Annotated in this window: 11 protein-coding genes and 1 pseudogene; 10 read left to right on the top strand and 2 right to left on the bottom strand. The window is 68.5% G+C overall.

Annotated elements, in window-relative coordinates; genetic code table 11:
* Window positions 1-77 precede the first annotated feature (77 nt).
* The 3 genes from OIE13_RS18045 (at window position 78) to OIE13_RS18035 (ending at window position 3309) form a co-directional block, all read left to right on the top strand.
* Entirely contained in the window at window positions 78-446 is a 369-nt protein-coding gene (locus tag OIE13_RS18045) for a hypothetical protein (RefSeq protein ID WP_326638249.1), read from the top strand.
* Between the two features lie 212 nt (window positions 447-658).
* The gene (gene metK, locus OIE13_RS18040; protein WP_326638250.1) at window positions 659-1846 is read left to right on the top strand and encodes a methionine adenosyltransferase; all 1188 of its coding nucleotides are present in this window, start codon (window positions 659-661) and stop codon (window positions 1844-1846) included.
* A 1172-nt stretch (window positions 1847-3018) separates the two neighbouring features.
* A complete protein-coding gene (locus tag OIE13_RS18035; RefSeq protein WP_326638253.1) occupies window positions 3019-3309 on the top strand; it encodes a hypothetical protein in 291 nt (96 codons plus the stop codon).
* A 13-nt stretch (window positions 3310-3322) separates the two neighbouring features.
* On the opposite strand, the gene OIE13_RS18030 is transcribed toward OIE13_RS18035, so the two are convergent.
* Window positions 3323-3805: an ATP-binding protein gene (locus tag OIE13_RS18030; RefSeq protein ID WP_326638255.1), complete on the bottom strand. Its 483-nt coding sequence runs from the start codon at window positions 3803-3805 to the stop codon at window positions 3323-3325.
* 229 nt (window positions 3806-4034) lie between these two features.
* On the opposite strand from OIE13_RS18030, the gene OIE13_RS18025 reads away from it, so the two are divergent.
* From OIE13_RS18025 to OIE13_RS18015, 3 genes are all read left to right on the top strand, one after another.
* On the top strand, window positions 4035-5606 hold the full coding sequence (locus OIE13_RS18025; protein WP_326638257.1) for a hypothetical protein: 1572 nt from the start codon (window positions 4035-4037) through the stop codon (window positions 5604-5606).
* 198 nt (window positions 5607-5804) lie between these two features.
* A complete protein-coding gene (locus OIE13_RS18020; protein ID WP_326828441.1) occupies window positions 5805-7196 on the top strand; it encodes an IS66 family transposase in 1392 nt (463 codons plus the stop codon).
* A gap of 153 nt (window positions 7197-7349) precedes the next feature.
* Window positions 7350-9071 carry an IS1634 family transposase gene (locus OIE13_RS18015; RefSeq protein WP_326828440.1) on the top strand — a complete coding sequence of 574 codons (1722 nt, stop codon included), beginning with the start codon at window positions 7350-7352 and terminating at the stop codon, window positions 9069-9071.
* 600 nt (window positions 9072-9671) lie between these two features.
* Here the strand turns inward: OIE13_RS18015 and OIE13_RS18010 are convergent.
* Window positions 9672-10628, bottom strand: a pseudogene (locus tag OIE13_RS18010) (IS30 family transposase).
* 358 nt (window positions 10629-10986) lie between these two features.
* Here OIE13_RS18010 and OIE13_RS18005 point away from each other — a divergent pair.
* The 4 genes from OIE13_RS18005 (at window position 10987) to OIE13_RS17990 (ending at window position 18164) form a co-directional block, all read left to right on the top strand.
* The gene (locus tag OIE13_RS18005; protein ID WP_326828439.1) at window positions 10987-12183 is read left to right on the top strand and encodes an RNA-guided endonuclease InsQ/TnpB family protein; all 1197 of its coding nucleotides are present in this window, start codon (window positions 10987-10989) and stop codon (window positions 12181-12183) included.
* 186 nt (window positions 12184-12369) lie between these two features.
* On the top strand, window positions 12370-13827 hold the full coding sequence (locus tag OIE13_RS18000; protein WP_326828438.1) for an amidohydrolase: 1458 nt from the start codon (window positions 12370-12372) through the stop codon (window positions 13825-13827).
* Window positions 13828-14059: 232 nt separating this feature from the next.
* The gene (locus OIE13_RS17995; protein WP_442811552.1) at window positions 14060-16447 is read left to right on the top strand and encodes a primosome assembly protein PriA; all 2388 of its coding nucleotides are present in this window, start codon (window positions 14060-14062) and stop codon (window positions 16445-16447) included.
* A 49-nt stretch (window positions 16448-16496) separates the two neighbouring features.
* Window positions 16497-18164, top strand: a complete 1668-nt coding sequence (locus OIE13_RS17990) for a hypothetical protein (RefSeq protein ID WP_326638264.1) — start codon at window positions 16497-16499, stop codon at window positions 18162-18164.
* The last annotated feature ends 25 nt before the right edge of the window (window positions 18165-18189 follow it).

Here is an 18189-nt window from a genome sequence, read left to right as displayed (position 1 = left end):
ACTTGCCGTAGGCCACCTCCCGGCGGATACTGCCTCCCAGATGCCCTGCCTCATCGCAGCCGGGAGGGGTGCGGATCATGCCGGTCGCCGCCGCTGTCAGGGCCCGATGCCGCGCGCTGCTTCCGCCGGGGGAGGAGATCCACTACGTCCTGCCGGCGCTGTCGGTGGGCACCCCGGGCATGGCGGCCTTCCTCATCGTGATCACCGACCGCACCATCTACCTGCTCTCCACCAAGTTCTTCGACCGCAACGCGCCGACCTCGGTGTACGCCACCCACACCCGGCGCACCCGGCTCGGCCCGCTGGAGTTCTCCGCGGGCGCGGCCATCGAGCTCGGCGGCATGGTGTTCGAGATCGAGGAGGAGTACGCCGCGGTGATCTCCGCCGCCGACGCCGAGGTCTTCGCCCCCGAGACGTTGCCGCCCGATCCGCTGCCCGACCTGTGAGCCTCGCTCCACGGCCGGCCGTGTTTCCCCGCGGCCGATTTCGGTGAACCCGCAGCTCTTCCACTACATGATCTGAACATTTAGGGTGACACGATCTGAGACGGTTTCGCGGCCCCGCATCAGGTGGGGCTAGAATTCGCCGGAGCGCTACTGGTGTCCTGCCGATGCCAGAGCCACAGACGCCAGCAGCCGCTGCATGAGGAGCCACTGACTTGTCCCGTCGCCTGTTCACCTCCGAGTCGGTCACAGAGGGCCACCCGGACAAGATCGCCGACCAGATCAGTGACGCGATTCTCGACGCCATGCTCAAGGGTGACCCCAAGAGCCGCGTCGCGGTCGAGACGCTGATCACCACCGGTCAGGTCCACGTCGCCGGAGAGGTGACGACGGAGACCTACGTCGACATTCCCGGTCTCATCCGGGAGAAGATCCTCGAGATCGGTTACGACGCCTCGCACAAGGGCTTCGACGGTGCCTCCTGTGGCGTGTCGGTGTCCATCGGCGCGCAGTCGCCCGACATCGCCCAGGGCGTCGACGACGCCTACGAGAACCGCGAGGGCGAGGCGGGCGACGAGTTCGACCGCCAGGGCGCCGGTGACCAGGGCCTGATGTTCGGCTACGCCTGCCGCGAGACCCCCGAGCTGATGCCGCTGCCGATCCAGCTGGCGCACCGCCTGGCCGAGCGCCTGTCGCAGGTCCGCAAGGACGGCACGGTGCCCTACCTGCGTCCCGACGGCAAGACCCAGGTCACCGTCGAGTACGACGGCGACAGGCCGGTCCGGCTCGACACGGTGGTCGTCTCCACCCAGCACGCGGCCGAGATCGACCTCAAGGAGATGCTCGCTCCCGACATCAAGGAGCACGTGGTCGACCCGGTCCTGGCCGGCCTGGAGATCGAGACCGAGGGCTACCGCCTCCTGGTCAACCCGACCGGTCGCTTCGAGATCGGCGGCCCCATGGGCGACGCCGGCCTGACCGGCCGCAAGATCATCGTCGACACCTACGGCGGCATGGCCCGCCACGGCGGCGGCGCCTTCTCCGGCAAGGACCCGTCCAAGGTCGACCGCTCGGCCGCCTACGCCATGCGCTGGGTCGCGAAGAACATCGTGGCCGCCGGTCTGGCGGACCGCGCCGAGGTCCAGGTCGCCTACGCCATCGGCAAGGCGCACCCGGTCGGCGTCTTCGTCGAGACCTTCGGCACCGAGAAGATCGAGGTCAGCAAGATCCAGGAAGCCGTGGTCAAGGTCTTCGACCTGCGCCCGGCCGCGATCATCCGCGACCTCGACCTGCTCCGCCCGATCTACTCGGGCACCTCCGCCTACGGTCACTTCGGCCGCGAGGGCTTCTCCTGGGAGTCCACCGACCGCGCCGACTCCCTGCGCGTCGCCGCCGGTCTCTGACGGCCAGCACGTTTCAAGACGGCCCCTGTGAGAACTCTTCACGGGGGCCGTCGCATGTCCGGACCCGCCGGTACCCGGTTGCCCTGTGCACTGGGGGATGATCTCAGGGTGTGCGCCGATCCCGTGTTGCCCTGTGCACTGGGGGATGATCTCAGGGTGTGCGCCGATCCCGTGTTGCCCTGTGCACTGGGGGATGATCTCAGGGTGTGCGCCGATCCCGTGTTGCCCTGTGCACTGGGGGATGATCTCAGGGTGTGCGCCGATCCCGTCAGAATTCCGTGCGTCCTGCCCCCGGCCCGGATCCTTCTGTCGCGCGCTCGGGAACAGTGGCAAGTGAGATCGCTTTGTGACTCGGCCGCGTCCGCGCAGGTGGTGTACGAGTGTTTGAGATCGGTACCCGCGTCGCGCCTGGCTGATCGCCGTTGAAAAGCGCGGCGTAGTACGTGGGGAAAAGCGCGGCGGGGGTGGTGGAGTGGTTGGGGGCCGCTCACCGGTGTCGCGTTGTGCGGGGTGGAAGGTCAAAAGCGCGGCGGGGGTGGTGGAGTGGTTGGGGGCCGCTCACCGGTAGCGCATCGTGCGGGGTGGTGGCGGGCGTTGGCCGGGTGTGGGTGACCGGGGGCGGGCCGGTGGAGCTCCGGGAGGGGGCAAAGCGGGTCATGGCGGGCGTGGAGGCGGGGCCGTGGTGGTGACGATCGGGGATTTTCCATGATCTGGGTGAGTTGGCACGCTGGGGGCGTGCGGATTCACCCAGATCAAGAAAGGCGCCACTCCCACCCCCTCGGGTGGGCCGCTTTTCGTGGTGGAAGGCCCGATTCGTCCCCGCACCCGGCCGGGGGCGACCCGTGACCGGACATCCCGCGGACCTTCGTACCCCGCACGGCGAGAGCCCCGCGCGAGGCGGCGGCGAGGAGCGGCCCCGAACCCTTCCACACCGCGGCGGACCCGTACCGATGGGCGGTCTGGGGCCACTCCACCACCCTCGGCGCGCTTTTGACCTTCGACCCCGCACGACGCGACACCGACGAGCGGCCCTGAACCACTCCACCACCCTCGCCGCGCTTTTCCCCACGGACGACGCCGCGCTTTTCCACTGTGACCGGCTTACCGGATTCGGATGCTCGTACACCACATCCGTGGACGCGACCTGTGGCTCTGATCACTATCCTCAAGGCATGAGGAAACTCCTCCTCCGAATCGATGACGATCTGCATCGGCGCATAATCCGAAGGGCCGGTCGCACCGGCCGTTCCGTCAACGCCACCGCCGTGGAGATCCTCGCTCGCGGTCTGTCCGATGAGGCGCGAGATGCCCGGGCGGAGCTTCGCGCACGTGCGCACCGGCTCGGCGTGCTCGCCGACCCTTCTCCCGCTTCCCCGGTGACCGAAGCCCACCGTGAGCGTGCACTTGCTGCCACCAGGGGAATCGGCCCTGTACTCGGCGACCTCTGGGCCGAGGGCCGCTGACCATCATGGCCGTCTACGCCGTGGGCGTTCGGAGGGGGGCCGAGGCTTTTCCGGTGCTGAACTGGGCCCAGACGGCGTGGCCGTGGGACTGGGTGCCTCGGCAGCCGACCTGGGAGGCCAGGGCGGTGACCAGGGGGAGTCCCCGGCCGCCCTCGCCGAGGAGGGCGGGATGGACGATGGCGGGGACGGAGCCCCGGCCGGAGTCGTAGACCGTCACCCGGGTGGCCTCGGGCCTGCGGACGACCTCGACGACGAACGTGCCGCACGGCCATCCGCTGGCGGTGTGGCGGACGGCGTTGGCGGCGAGCTCGGCGACGATCTGCTCCGCGTCCCGCTGAAAGGACGAGTCCGCCAGCAGGAACCTGACGAAGCGCCGGGCCTCGGGAACCTGGGCGGGCCGGCCGGGGAAGGTCCGTCGCCAGGTCATGCCGCCGGGGCGGAGCCGTACCATGGCGTCGATCAACTCCGGGGCCACGCCGTCGTGGGTAGCGGTCATGCGTGCTCTCCTGGTCTCCTGGTCGGCGGGAAATCGTCAGCAGAACAGTGGCCCGGCCCTCCCGCGCGGTAGCCCTCCGGGATACCGCCGGCGAGATACTCCGCGCACAGTGCCGTTGAACTGCGAGAACATCGCGCTCGACGGTCGAGGATCCCCACTTCCCCGCCCGGCTGTCATTCTCCGTGACCAGAGGCATACGATCCGTGTGTGTTCGGGGAAGGGAGTGCGGATGCCCGGAGAGGGATACCGGATCCTGCTGGGGTGCAGGCGGCGTAGTGAGGCGCTGCGGGCCTGCTGCCTCACGTTCGACCAGATCGCCGGGGTGTTCGCCCTCGATCACCAGGTCAGCCCGCTGCGGCTGTACCGCTACGCCCACGGTCGTACGGCGGGCGACGTGGTGGCGGCCTACAACGACCTCGATCCGGCGGGCACCGCCACCCTGCGGGCGGCGCGCTTCTACGACTACGAGGCCTGGCCGCAGGCCGGGCGGCGTCCCGGCGCCGGGGCGGTCACCATCTTCGCCCGCGTCTACCAGACCACCGCCCGACGCCTGGTCACCGACGAGGTCTACGCCTCATACGGGGTACGGGACCGGGACCTGATCGACCAGGTAGATCACCGTCACCTCGATGCGCACTACTGCCGCCAGGTGTCCGCACCGGCCATCCCGGGCACCAAGGGAACGAAGGCACTTTCCCCACTCGTTCCCGCGCCCGCGCCCGCCCGCTGTGCCGACCTGCTGCGCGCGGTCGGCGCAGAGGAGGCCGACGTGAAACGCCGCGAACTGCTCTTCGAACTGGCCCTGGTCCTGGGTGGGACGCCCGCCCTGGGGCTGCTCCGCCACCTCACCCCGCCGGAACGGGAACGCCTGGCCGCCGCCGCACGCCACCAGAACCCGATCGACGCGACCACCATCGACGTGCTGGAACGGCTCACCGCCCGGCTGTGGGCCATGGACGAGGCGTCCGGCCCCAGACAGGTTCTACCGGTCGCTGAGGCCAAGCGCGCGATGGTCGACGACCTCCTCAAACGGGGCTCCCTCACCCGGGCCCTGCGCGAGCGCCTACTGCGCGTCTACTGGAGCCTCAGCCACATGACGGGCTGGTGCCACTACGACCTGATGGACTACACGAGTGCCACACGTCGCTATCAGGAAGGGCTGGCTGCGGCTTACGAGCTGGGTACTCCTGCTCTCCTGGCTCATCTGCACGGGCTGATGGCTGACATGGCGATTTTTCACGGCAAGCCAACCATGGCCATAGATCATGCTTTCGCAGCCGAAGGGTGGGCCAAGAACAGTGGCAATGGTCTGCAGCAGGCCGCGACCTTCTCCATAGTCGCCAGGGTGCTCTCGAATACGCGACGTGACGGGGAAGGGCTTCGGATGCTCGACCGTGCTGTCAGATTGGCGGATAGCAGTCGGAACGGAGCGGAACTCCGGCACCTTTTCTGGCTTGAACCGGACCGCATCGCTCGCCATGCCGTGTTCTGCCTCATCAAGGCCGGGCAGTTCGACTGGGCGATAGTCGAAGTGGAGCAGAGGCTTGCGAAGATGGGGCCTGGTTCTGTCCGGGTCAAAAGCATCCTTCAGCTCGAATATGCGAGTGTACTGATCAAGAAGCAGGAGATTCCGGCGGCCGTCACCATGATTGACAAGGCTGCGCAGGCCGTCGTGGGGCACAGTTCCACTCGTCTGGTTCACTCCGTGCGACAGACTCGTGCTCGGCTCGCGCCGTGGGAGGGCAACAAGTACGTCCAGGACCTGGACGAACGGTTGCGTTCACTGGCCATCCTGGTCTGACGTGTTCCGGCACTTTTCCTGGGAAATGCTTGACCATCAGACATCATTGGAGCTGGGGATATTGGCCGGTATGAACGGAGAGTTCTGTGGCGCACTTTGCTTCCGCTGCTATTAGGTCGTGTCCATTCACGGGGTCTCGTGACCTGCGGCGCGACCTCGGTTTGATCGCCGGGACGTGATCCTCGATCATGCTGTCTTGTGTCCGACATCCCGCCCCCTACGGCCGAAGAGGCGTGGCGTGCTGCCAACGAGCAGCTGCGCCGGGTGGTGGAGCTCAAGGACGCCGAGATCGCGGTACTGAAGGTGCTGTTGGAGGAGGAGCGCGCGGCGCGCAGGCTTCTTGAGCTGCGGCTGGCCGAGCTGGAACGCCGGTTGGGGATGGACAGCTCGAACTCCTCCACACCGGAGTCGAAGGAGTCGATCGCGGCCAAGGCGCGTCGTAAGGCCGAGCGGCTGACCTCGCAGCGTGAGCGGTCGAAGGACCGCAAGCCCGGCGGGCAGAAGGGCCGCAAGGGGGTCGGGCTGACCCCGGCGCCGAAAGGCGAGCGGACGGAGAAGACGGCCGAGCCGCCGGCCGAGTGTTCCGGATGCGGCCATGACCTGGCCGGGGCACGTCAGGTCGGAGCCGATTGGGCGCAGGTGTGGGATATCCCGCCGATCACGGTGGAAAAGACGCATTGGCTGCTGCCGACGCCGGCGTGCTGCGGCTGTGGGACGACGACCCGCGCGGCTGCGCCGTTCGGCCAGGCGGGCAGCGTGGTGTACGGGCCGAACGTGAACGCAGCGGCGATCATGCTGCTGGCCTTGGGCGATGAGGCGATGAAGGCCGCCCTGCAAGGCGAGGACGTCCTTTGCGTCGACGAGACGCCGGTCAACGTGCTGCGCAAGAACACCGACGAGAGCGGGCAGCCGCTGCCCGGCCAACCGCACATCGTCAGCGTGCGCACCCCCGACGAGCGGCTGGTCTGGCTGAAGCCGATCGGCGCCCGCTCCAAGGAAGCGATCAAGGCCCTGGGTGTCCTGGACGGGTACGCGGGCTACCTGGTCCGCGACGACTACAAAGGCTGGGCTCAGTTCGACGAGCAACTGGCCGGAGTGCAGCAATGCGGAGCGCACATGATCCGCCACCTGGCCGGGGTCCGTGACCTGCACCCCGTCGAGCAGGGCTGGGCCGAACGCGTCCGCACGATCCTGCTCCAAGCGCTGGCCGCGGTCGGTCAGGCCGCCGCCGACGACCGGGACCGCCTCGACGATGATCTGCTGGTCGGCCTGCGAGCCCGCTACGACCACGAGGTCAACTGGGGAGAGATCACCAACCGGCACCGAGACTGGCATGACGGCAACCATCCCGGCTACCGGCTGGCCCGCCGTTTGAAGGTCAAAGCCGAGCAGGTCTGGCCGTTCACCACGAACTTCACTGTCCCGTTCACCAACAATGCCTCCGAGCAGGCACTCAAGGAGCCGAAACGCCATCAAGCGGTCTCCGGCCACTGGCACACCATGGCCACCCTGAGCCGGTACTGCCGCGTGCGCTCCTACCTGGTCACCACCAAGGGCCACGGCATCCGCGCGATCGACGCCATTCCCTGAGTTCCGCGTAATTCGCGGCTACTGGAGACTCCGAACGGATGAACTTCCAGCTCAGAAGGGTGAGGCTAGAGTCGGAGCCCGAAATCGCCTAGAGAAACGCCCACGTGAATTGCCCCGTTAGATCCCGGTTTGGGCGGGTATCGTCTAGAGACGATGTATGTGAAGACCACCAGCCGGAAGACCAAGAACGGCACGGCTGTCCGCTACCTGCACCTGGCCCACAACGAGTGGGACCCGGTCGCAGGCCGCTCCGTGCCCAAAATCCTGCACAGCTTCGGCCGGGAAGACCGACTCGACCGGGCCGCGATCACCCGGCTGGTCGCGTCTCTATCCAACCTGCTGAACCCGGCCGAAGCACTGACCACCACCACACCTTCGGACCTGGCGTTCCTAGAATCACGCCCTTACGGCGGCACCTACGCACTGGACCGGATATGGCACCGACTGGGCATCGACCAGATCCTCATCCGGCTCCTGCAGGGCCGCCGCGGCCGGCCCCGTGACATCTCGGCCGAGCGGGTGTTGTTCGCCCTGGTCGCCAACCGCGCCCTGGCGCCGTCGTCCAAACTGGCCGCCGCCGACTGGATCAGCAACGACGTGCACATCGACGGCCTGGCAGCCACCAGCGACGACGCCTGCTACCGGGCCATGGACTGGCTGCACGACGTCCGCGAACGAATGGAGGCCGAGGTCTACAACCAGGTCGCCAACCTGCTCAATCTGGAGGTGGACCTGCTGTTCTTCGACACCACCAGCACCTACTTCGAACTCGACGAGGCCGACGAGCCGATTGCTCGTGACGAGCGCGGCCTGCCCCTTCCCGGAGCCGAATCCGAATCCGAGTTCAACGACGAGCAGGACAGGACCGGGTTTCGCACCTACGGCAAGTCCAAGGACTCCCGCGATGACCTGCCGCAGATCGTCATCGGCATGGCCGTCACCCGCTCCGGCATCCCGGTCCGGGTATGGTCATGGCCCGGCAACACCTCCGATTCAGCGTTGATCCGGCAGGTCAAGGACGACATGCGGGACTGGACCCTGTCCAAAATTGTGTGGGTGGCCGACAGGGGATTCGCCTCCGCGGCCAATCGCCGCTACCTACGCCAAGGCGATCATCACTACATCATCGGCGAAAAACTCCGCTCAGACTCCCCTGAGATCACCACCGCGTTGTCGCGGCAGGGCCGCTACGCCGACATCGCCGCGAACATGCGCATCAAAGAGGTCAAGGTCAGCGAACACGAACGGTTCGTGATCTGCCACAACCCCGAGGCCGCCGCCCGCGACGCCCACGTCCGTGAGCAACTCATCACCCAACTGCATGAGCTGATCGACGGCTCCGACACGCTGAGCGCGATCAAACGGGCCGAGCTACGCGGGAAGATCAGCACCAGGCCCGCGCTGAACCGTTACCTGCGCACCACCCCCGGCGGACGCCTGCGGATCAACGCCCGCGCGATCAACGCCGAGGCCAACCTGGACGGCAAGTACCTGCTGCGCTGCTCGGACCCGCATCTGCCGGCCGAAGACATCGCGGTCGGCTACAAGCAGCTTCTGGAGGTCGAGCGCGGCTGGCGTGACATGAAGTCGATCATCGATCTGCGGCCCGTCTACCACCGTCGTGAGGAACGTATCCGCGCCCACGTCATCTTGTGCTGGCTGGCCCTGTTGCTGGTCCGCATCATCGAAAACACCGTCGGTGAGACCTGGATGGGCATCCGCCGTCACCTCAACCGTCTGCAGATCGGTACCTTCCACGGTCCCGCGGGCCGCTTCCGTCAGCGCACCGAGCCCACCAAGGTCCAACGTGACCTGCTGGCCAAGCTCGGCATCACCCCGCCTCAGCAGATCATCGAGCTAGCCACCCCCTTCTGACCTCGGACCCGTGCTCGAACTCCTAGAGACACGCCCACTCGGCGTGTCTCCGTATGTTTTCCCAGGTCAGATGCCATTTTCGAGCTCTAGCCGCTCCGAATTACGCGGAATGCAGGCATTCACGCCGTCCTCGCTGGACACACCTGGCTACCCACGCCCATTGCCGCTTGACGCGGGCTCACCCCCGTGAATGGACACCCATTAGGGCTTGCAAAAATCAATACCTCATCCAACACTCAGTAAACATCAAGCACTCAATGGTGAGCGGCGGAAACGGATTAGTGGATGTCTATACAGGGTCTCTCGCCGTTCCGACTGGGCTAGATGACGGGGACATCTATCTGCGTCTGGAGCTTCACGAGTCGGAGCCGCCACTTGATCTTGAGGCTTGGGATGAGATCGTCGACGTCAGTTTCCACGCAGAGGAACCACTCTTTTTGGAACAGCTTTTCGGTGGCGGGGCAGAAGACTTTCCTCTACTGAATTCCAAAGGGCAGAGCGACTACAGAATCAGAGTATGTGCTCGAGGGCGAGATGAGGCTAATCGCACATTTGAATCGGTTGAGTTTCATGTAATTCAGGTTTGGTCAGATGGCGGTATCAATCGGTGGAAGCAAGTTCGGAGAGCATCTCGGCGAACACTTCGGCTGGCGTTCTGTAGTCAAGTATACGCCTCGGGCGAGTGTTGAGAGATTGAGACACGGAATTCAGAAAGGTGGGATCGTTTGAAATCTTTGTCCCTTTAGGAATGTACTCCCGAATGAGCCCGTTCGTGTTCTCGTTGGTTCCACGCTCCCACGGCGCATGCGGGTGAGCGAAATAGACATCGATATCAGTCTTGACCGATAGCGCGGCATGCCTGGCCATCTCCGAGCCCTGATCCCACGTAATCGACTTCATCAGCTGGGACGGAACATCCCGGACCGTGTCGATCAACGCATCGCAGACCGCCTCGGCCGTCCTGCCGAACGGCAGCGGGACAATAAGAGTGAACCGGCTCTTCCGCTCGACCAGCGTTCCAGCCGCACTTGCCCCCCTCGCGCCAACAATGAGATCCCCCTCCCAATGTCCGGGAATCTCACGACCTTCCACCTCGGCCGGACGCTCGTCGATGGAGCGCATCCCCACAATCCGGGCACCGGGCGAGCCCTGCCGCCCACGAGGTCTGCGGCGCTCGCGGCCCGACCGCAACTCGATACCGAGCCGGCTCAGCTCTCCCTTGGGCAACGCGTACATCCAGGTGTAAATCGCCTCATGAGACACCGTGTCCACCGTCTCCCCGAAACACCGGTCATACTTCAGCCGGCCCGCGATCTGATCAGGCGATCACCCATGCCGCAACCGCGACACCACCGCCCGCTTCAGGCAGGGGTCACCGTCCAGCTTCCGGTCTTTTGGGCGGCGCCTCCCCGCCTCGGCGCGTCTTTGCGCCGCGTGAGCACGATACGTTTCACGACCACCGTTACGGAGGATTTCCCGACATACCACCGACTCACTCCGGTCGATATGCCGCGCTATCTCCTTGTTCGAGAGACTGACGGCCAGGCATCGCGAGATTTCCTAGCGATCTTCCAACGTCAATGGACGTCGCTGTTCCCCCACGGACCACTCCTCAACGATCGGTCCGTCGAGGCTCCCAAAAGAAAAAGCTCAACGAGGGCCGGGTGCCTACTTCTCCCTGTAGGTCCCGAACTCATCGATTCTCCGAAAGGTCCGATTGCCTTCACCCCTTGGGATCAAGGCGCCATCAGCTTTTCCCGAGGGGACCGTCGCCTTCAGGCGACAGGGGAATCGGGAGCGGGAGGGCCGCCCAGGCCCGAGCGTGCGGTGACCTGTCAGGTCTGCGCATTCCGCGTCGCCTCTTTTCGACATTCGATACGGTGGGAACAGGAGTTCCAGTGAGGGTGGTGGTGTGATGCGCAGGTCCTACAAGTTCCTGTTGCGTCCCACCGCAGGGCATGCGATCGCGTTGACCGCCTGTTTGGACGATCACCGCGCCCTGTACAACGCCGCGCTGGAGCACCGCCGCACCGCCTACGCCAAGGCGGGGGTGAGTGTGAGGTACGGCGACCAGTCGGCGGAGTTGAAGGACATCCGCGCAGAGGACACCGGTGGGCAGGGCCGGTGGTCGTTCTCCTCTCAGCAGGCCACCCTGCGCCGCCTGGACAAGGCGTTTCAAGCTTTCTTCCGGCGTCTCAAGACGGGCGGGAAGGCGGGCTTCCCCCGCTTCAAGGGCAAGGGATGGTTCGACACCGTCGAGTGGCCCAGGGACGGTGACGGCTGCGGCTGGGACTCCCAGCCCGAACACCCCAGCGCCACCTACGTCCGCCTGCAAGGTGTCGGCCACGTCCGGGTGCACCGGCACCGGCCAGTACGCGGCACAGTGAAGACGATCAGTGTCAAGCGGGAGGGGTCGCGCTGGTATGTGATCCTGTCGTGTGACGACGTGCCTGCCGAGCCGTTGCCCGCGACCGGGAAGGCGGTGGGCATCGACCTGGGGGTGGCGTCGCTGGTCACCACCAGCGACGGCGACCTTTTGGACAACCCGCGGCACCTGGCCGTCTCCGCCGGTCGGCTCGCCAGGGCACAGCGGGACCTGGCACGTAAGAAGCGCGGCTCGACGCGACGCCGCAAGCAGGTGGCCCGCGTCGCCGCATTGCACGCCCAGGTGCGCCGCAGGCGTCTGGACGGGGCGCACAAAGCCGCACTGACCTTGGTCGGCGGCTATGACGTGATCGTGTGCGAGGACCTGCGTGTCACGAACATGACCAGGCGCGCCGCCCCGAGGCCCGATGGCGAGGGTGGGTATCTGCCCAACGGCGGTGCGGCGAAGTCGGGTCTGAACCGCAGCATCCTGGACGCGGGGTGGGGGGTGTTCCTGACGATTCTGTCGTACAAGGCTGAAAGCGCCGGTCGAGAGCTGATCGCGGTGAATCCCGCCAATACCTCCCGCACCTGCTCGCGGTGCGGGCATTGCACGAAGGAGAATCGCCGTACCCAGGCCGAGTTCGCGTGTAGGGCATGCGGGCACGGCGCGCACGCCGATGTGAACGCGGCGATCAACATCCTGAGGGCAGGGCTTGCCCTTCGTGAGGCTGCGCGAGCGGCTTAGCGAGAAGCCGCTCTCTTCAGGGAGCGGAGGAGTCACATCGAAAGTCTCCTACCGAAGGCAATCCCCAATTTTACCTTAGACATCGGGATTGCCGTCAGATAGGAGTTTGATCGGCAGGGGGGTCGCGGAAGTGGTGTGGGGGACCGGAGGTGAGTGACCAGCGGCTATCCGCCTAAAGTCGGTCTTATGTCCTCTCCCTCTTCTCGCCTGCTGCTGCGCAACGCGCGGATCGGTTCCGGTGGTCCGCTGCGCCATGTCCTGATCGTCGACGGCCGGGTCGCGGAGGTGGCCGCCGAGCCTCCTGCCTGCGACGAGTTGGTGGACGTCGGGGGCGCCACCCTGCTGCCGGGGCTGTGGGACGCGCACGTGCACTCCGTGCAGTGGGCGCAGGCCCGGCGCAGGATCGACCTGACCTCGGCGCGGTCGGCGCGGGAGGCGGTCGATCTCGTCGCTCCGCGGGCGGGTACGTCCGGGTTCACGGCCGGTTACGGGTTTCGCGACGGGCTGTGGCCGGACACGCCGGACAAGTCGCTGCTGGAGGCGGCGGCGCCCGGCAGCCCGATCGTCTTGGTGAGCAACGACCTGCATACCGCCTGGTTCAGCCCGGCCGCGCTGGCGGCGATCGGCAGGGGGGACCACCCGACGGGGGTGCTGCGCGAGCGCGACTGCTACGACGCGATGGCCCAGATGCCGCCGCCACCGGAGGAGGAGCTGGACCGCTGGGTGGCCGAGGCCGCCACCGCCGCCGCGGCCAGGGGCGTCGTCGGCCTGCTGGACTTCGAGTTCGCCGACAACGTCACCGACTGGACCCGGCGAATCTCGCGGGGGCGCCTCGACGTCCGGGTCAGCTGCTCGATCCCGGTGAACCGGCTCGAAGAGGCGATCGAGCGAGGGTTGCGCACCGGGGAGCCGGTCGCGGGCTCGGGGGGCCTGCTGGAGGTCGGGCCGGTGAAGACGTTCGTGGACGGCTCGCTGAACACCAGGACCGCCTACTGCGCGGACCCGTACCCCGGCGGCGACGCGCGCGGGCTGCTGGAGACACCGCCCGATGAGCTGTACGGCGTGATGGCCCTGGCCGCCGGGCACGGGATCGACCCGGCGGTGCACGCCATCGGCGATCTGGCGGTGGGCATCGCGCTGGACGCCTTCGAGCGGGTCGGCTGCCCGGGGAGGATCGAGCACGCGCAACTGGTCCGCCCGGAGGACTTCGGGAGGTTCGCCAGGCCCGGTCTGGTCGCGGGCGTGCAGCCCGCCCATGCGCCCGACGACCGGGAGGTGGCCGACCTGCACTGGCGGGGGCGTACCGGGCGGGCCTTCGCCTACGCCGACCTGCTGGCGGCAGGGGCGAGGCTGGAGCTGGGCTCCGACGCTCCGGTGGCGCCGCTCGACCCGTGGGACGGGATCGCCTCCGCCGTGGCCAGGACCGACGACGAGCGGCCGCCGTGGCACCCGGAGCAGGCGATCTCGCTGTCGGCGGCGCTGGCGGCGGCCGGCCGGGGCCGCGCCGGAGTGCGCCCCGGCGACCCCGCCGACCTGGTGATCACCGAGTACGACCCGGTGGGGCTGGACGGGGACGGTCTCCGTCGGATGCCGATCCTCGGCACCCTGCTCGGGGGCCGCTGGACCCACCGCCGCGCCATTTGACCCAGCAGAACGGGTGCGGTGGTGGTCCGCCCGACCCGCCCGGCCGGATCTACCGCCGTGCCGCCCGGTCTACCCGACTCGTCCGTCTGGACTCGCCGGCCGATCCAGCCGGCCGGGCTCGGTGGTGGTCCGTCCGGTATGCCGTTCCATGTCCGGTGCCTCCAGCGACCGGTGCCGTACCGCCGACGGGCCGACCGTCTGGGCGGGCGCCGACGTCTGGTAGGACAGGCGGGTGACCCACGCCAACCCCTCACCGGATGACGACGCCCTCCTGCCGCTCGACGCCGTACGCGAGCGGCCCGCGCCCGGCCGGGCCGCGAGGGCGCGGGCCGGGGCCGTCGGAGCGGCGGGGGTGACCAGGGCCTCCGGAGTGGCCGAGCAGGTCAGGGGGGTGCCGGAGCCGGCCGCGGAGCTGCCGGTCGCGCGGGTCGTCGTCGACACCCCGTTGCCGCACCTCGACCGGCTGTTCGACTACCTCGTCCCCGCCCCCCTGGACGCCGCCGCGGTGCCGGGGTGCCGGGTCCGGATCAGGTTCGCGGGCAAGCTCGTCGACGGCTTCCTGCTGGAACGGGTGGAGAGCACCGAGCACCAGGGCAAGCTGACCCGCCTGGAGAGGGTCGTCTCCGCCGAGCCCGTGCTCACCCCGGAGATCGCCGCGCTGGCCCGTGTCGTGGCCGACCACTACGCCGGGACCATGGCCGACGTGCTGCGCCTGGCCGTCCCGCCCCGCCACGCCAGGGTCGAGGCGGAGGCCGCCTCCGCCGATCCCGCTTCCGAGACCGGTAGGGACTCGCGGGAAGGGAGCGACGAGGCTGAGGCCCCCGGAGAGCCCGGAACCGAACAGACGGCAGGAGAGCCGGAGACAGGAGAAGCGGGGCTGAGGCAGACGGAACCGGGAGGGGAACACGGGCCGGGTGAGGAGCAGGGGAGTGTGCCGGAGCCGGGACGAAGAGGCGAGAGCGGACCGGGTGAGGGCACAGGGGCCGTGCCGGGGCGGGAACAGCGAGGCGAGAGCGGACCGGGCGAGCATCCGGGGGGCGAGCCGGAGCGGGAACCGGGGCCGTGGGCGGACTACCGGGAGGGGGAGGCGTTCCTGGCGGCTCTGGCGAAGGGCGGCTCTCCCCGCGCCGTGTGGACCGCCCTGCCGGGCACCGACCAGGACGGGCCCGGGTGGCCGCGGGCGGTCGCGGTTGCCGTACGGGAGACCCTGCACGGTGGCAGGGGAGCCCTCGTGGTGCTTCCCGACGGCAAGGACGTGGCCCTGGCCGACGCGGCGCTGAGCGCCGTCCTGGGACCCGGTGCGCATGTGGCGCTGACGGCGGACCTCGGGCCCGCGGAGCGCTACCGGCGGTGGCTGCGCCTGTCCAGGGGCCAGGTCCGGGTCGCCGTCGGTACCAGGGGGGCGGCGTTCGCCCCGGTCGCCGATCTCGGGCTGGCGGTGATCTGGGACGACGGCGACGATCTGCACTCCGAGCGGCTCGCCCCCTACCCGCACGCCAGGGAGGTCCTCGCCCTGCGTGCCCACCGGGCGCGCGCGGGCCTGCTCGTCGGTGGGTACGCCCGCACGGCGGAGGCCACCCAGCTCATCGCCACGGGCTGGGCGGGCCCCATCGTCGCGGCCCGCCAGACGGTCAGGGCCAGGGCGCCGAGAGTCCGTCCGGCGGGGGAGGACCCGGAGCTGGCCAGGGACGAGGCGGCCAGGGCCGCCCGGCTGCCCAGTCTCGCCTGGCGGATCCTGCGCACGGGGTTGGAGAGCGGTCCGGTGCTGGTGCAGGTTCCCCGGCGGGGCTACCTGCCCGCGCTGGCCTGCCAGGGCTGCCGGGCACCCGCCCGCTGCGGGCACTGTGGCGGGCCCTTCGCGCTACGCGGTGGCCACGTGGCCCCGTACTGCCGCTGGTGCGGCCGGATCGCGGGCGAGTGGCGCTGCCCCTCCTGCGGTGGGGTGCGGGTGCGGGCCCAGGTGGTCGGTGCCCGCCGCACCGCCGAGGAACTGGGGCGGGCCTTCCCCTCCGTACGGGTCAAGACGTCGGGCAAGGACGGGGTGCTGGCCACGGTCGGCGCGGCCCGGGCACTGGTGGTGGCCACCCCGGGGGCCGAGCCGGTGCCCGAGGGCGGATACGCGGCGGCGGTGCTGCTGGACGGCTGGGCGCTGCTCGGCAGGCCGGACCTGCGCGCCGCCGAGGAGACGCTGCGCCGGTGGATGAACGCGGCGGCGCTGCTGCGGCCCTCGGCCGAACTGGTCGTGCTGGCCGATTCCTCGTTGCCCGTCGTGCAGGCGCTGCTGCGCTGGGATCCGGTGACACATGCCGAGAGAGAACTGGCCGACAGGACAGAACTCGGTTTCCCCCCGGCGGTGAAAATGGCGACGCTCACCGGATCTCCCTCGGGGGTCAGGGAAATGCTCGGTGAGATGGCGCTGCCGCCGGAGGCGCAGGTGCTCGGCCCGGTCCCCGTGGCCTCGCCCAGGGGCGACCAAGTGCGGGAACGTGCCATGGTGCGGATCAGCCGAGGTTCCGGATCCGCGCTGGCAGCGGCTCTGAAAGGGGCCGTGGGGGTGCGCTCCGCACGCAAGGCCGCGGAGGTGGTCAAGGTGTGCATTGACCCGCTAGATGTGATTTGAGTTGTTTCCCCGATTCGCGGTGCTGGCAGTAAGCCGTTAATTTTCCCCTGTGTCGATCGAATGGGTGAATCGGGCCGTAGACGACCTGCGCGCGTGGGGGCGTGCGCGCGGCCTGGACGTTGACGTGGACGAGGTGCGGCTGCTCTGCGACTACGCGAGTGACTATCTGGACGTGAACGAGCTGGGTGACTTCACCCCGGTCGCCTTCGAGGAGTTGCTGCTCAACATCTATCCACGCAAGGTCATCGCCCCACCGGAGAGCGCCCCCGAGACCGTCGCCGCCGCACGCACCCTGGTCGACTTCCTGCTCTCGACCGAGGAGATCGGCGGCAAGATGGCCGTCCGGATGAGGAACGTCCTCGACCGGATCGAGCCCGAGATGCCCATCGCCCTCGCCGACACCTCCAGGTTCGGCATGGCCAAGAGCCTCTTCAGCGCGATGGGCGCCGACTCGCTGGAGCGACTGGATCGAGACACCGAGAGCGTGGTCGTCTCCGTCTCGGCGGTGCGGGAGGAGCCCGCCGTCGAGCACTGCGACTGCCCCGGCTGCTCGCCGCTTCCCCCGGTACGCCTGGCACCCCGCGAGACGCTCGTCCAGAGCGCTCTGCGGGTGCCGCTGCTGACCGACGCGCGCAGGCTGGTCCAGTGGATGCTCGCGGGAGGGCGCACCCTGACCGTCAAGGGCAGGCTCAGGGTCCGCGACGCCACCGAGGCGATCGCCCAGCTCTCGGTGACCGACCCCGGTCTGCTCTGGGAGCTCGCGATCCACACCGGCCTGGTCACCGTCGAGGGCACCGCCATCTTCGACGGCGAGGACTTCGACCCGCTCGACATCTGGGCCGCGACCGTCGAGTTCGTCGTCGAGAAGGAGACCGGCGGTGCCGTGACGGGCGAGGCCTCCCTCGACGAGGAGCTTTACGGCCTGTGCGACATGCTCTACCGCCTCCAGGCACCCGTGCCGATCCCCCTGGTCAGGGACTACCTGAACGAGATCGGCCTGGTCGAGGAGGGGGAGATCGACATCCCCGAGGTCGTGCGGCGGCTCGCGTACTGCGGGATGGCCGAGCCGGGCGACGAGCTCCTGGAGCTCACCCCGCTGGCCCTGTGGGGGTTGCACAGGCTCTACACCGACCTGGGCATCGAGGCGCCGCAGGCGGCCGACCTGGCCTTCGCCGACGCGCCCGAGCTCATCGAGGGGCTGCTGTCGGGGATGCCCGACGAGATGGCCGAGGCCGACATAGAGGGCTGGCTGCGGCACCGGAGCCCGGCGCAGGCGGTCACCGAGCTGCTCGGCTCCGTCTCGGGCGCGCCCTCGGTCGCCAGGGGCGTCGCGGTGACGATCGTCGACCGACTCGGCCCCGACGCCGAGGAGGCGGTGCGCGCCTTCCTGGAGGAGCCGGAGCTGCGCCCGCACGCCATCCACTGGCTGAGCGCGCGCGGCCTGGCGGCCCCCGCGCTCACCTCGGAGGAGGTGCTCTGGATGAGCGTGGACATGCTCGTCCTGGCCATGCCCTCCGCCGAGGAGGATCCGGAGACGTTCGCCGAGAACATGTCCGCCTCCGGCCCGCCGCAGAGCGTGATCGAGGAGATGTGGCGGGTCGACCATCCCGAGGTCGTCGAGGTCCTTGAGCTGCTCGGACGCTCCCTGAGAGACCACAACGCGGCCAAGGCGGCGCGCAAGGCGGCCTTCAAGGCGCGTTCCCGCGCCATCGGCTGAGCCGTGTATGCGTGAGGCGCGAGTG

It is taken from the genome of Streptosporangium sp. NBC_01810, assembly GCF_035917355.1.
In the GTDB taxonomy this organism is placed as follows: domain Bacteria; phylum Actinomycetota; class Actinomycetes; order Streptosporangiales; family Streptosporangiaceae; genus Streptosporangium.
The sequence above is the reverse complement of the archived record's forward strand: the minus strand, read 5'-3'. Positions and strand labels throughout refer to the sequence as shown.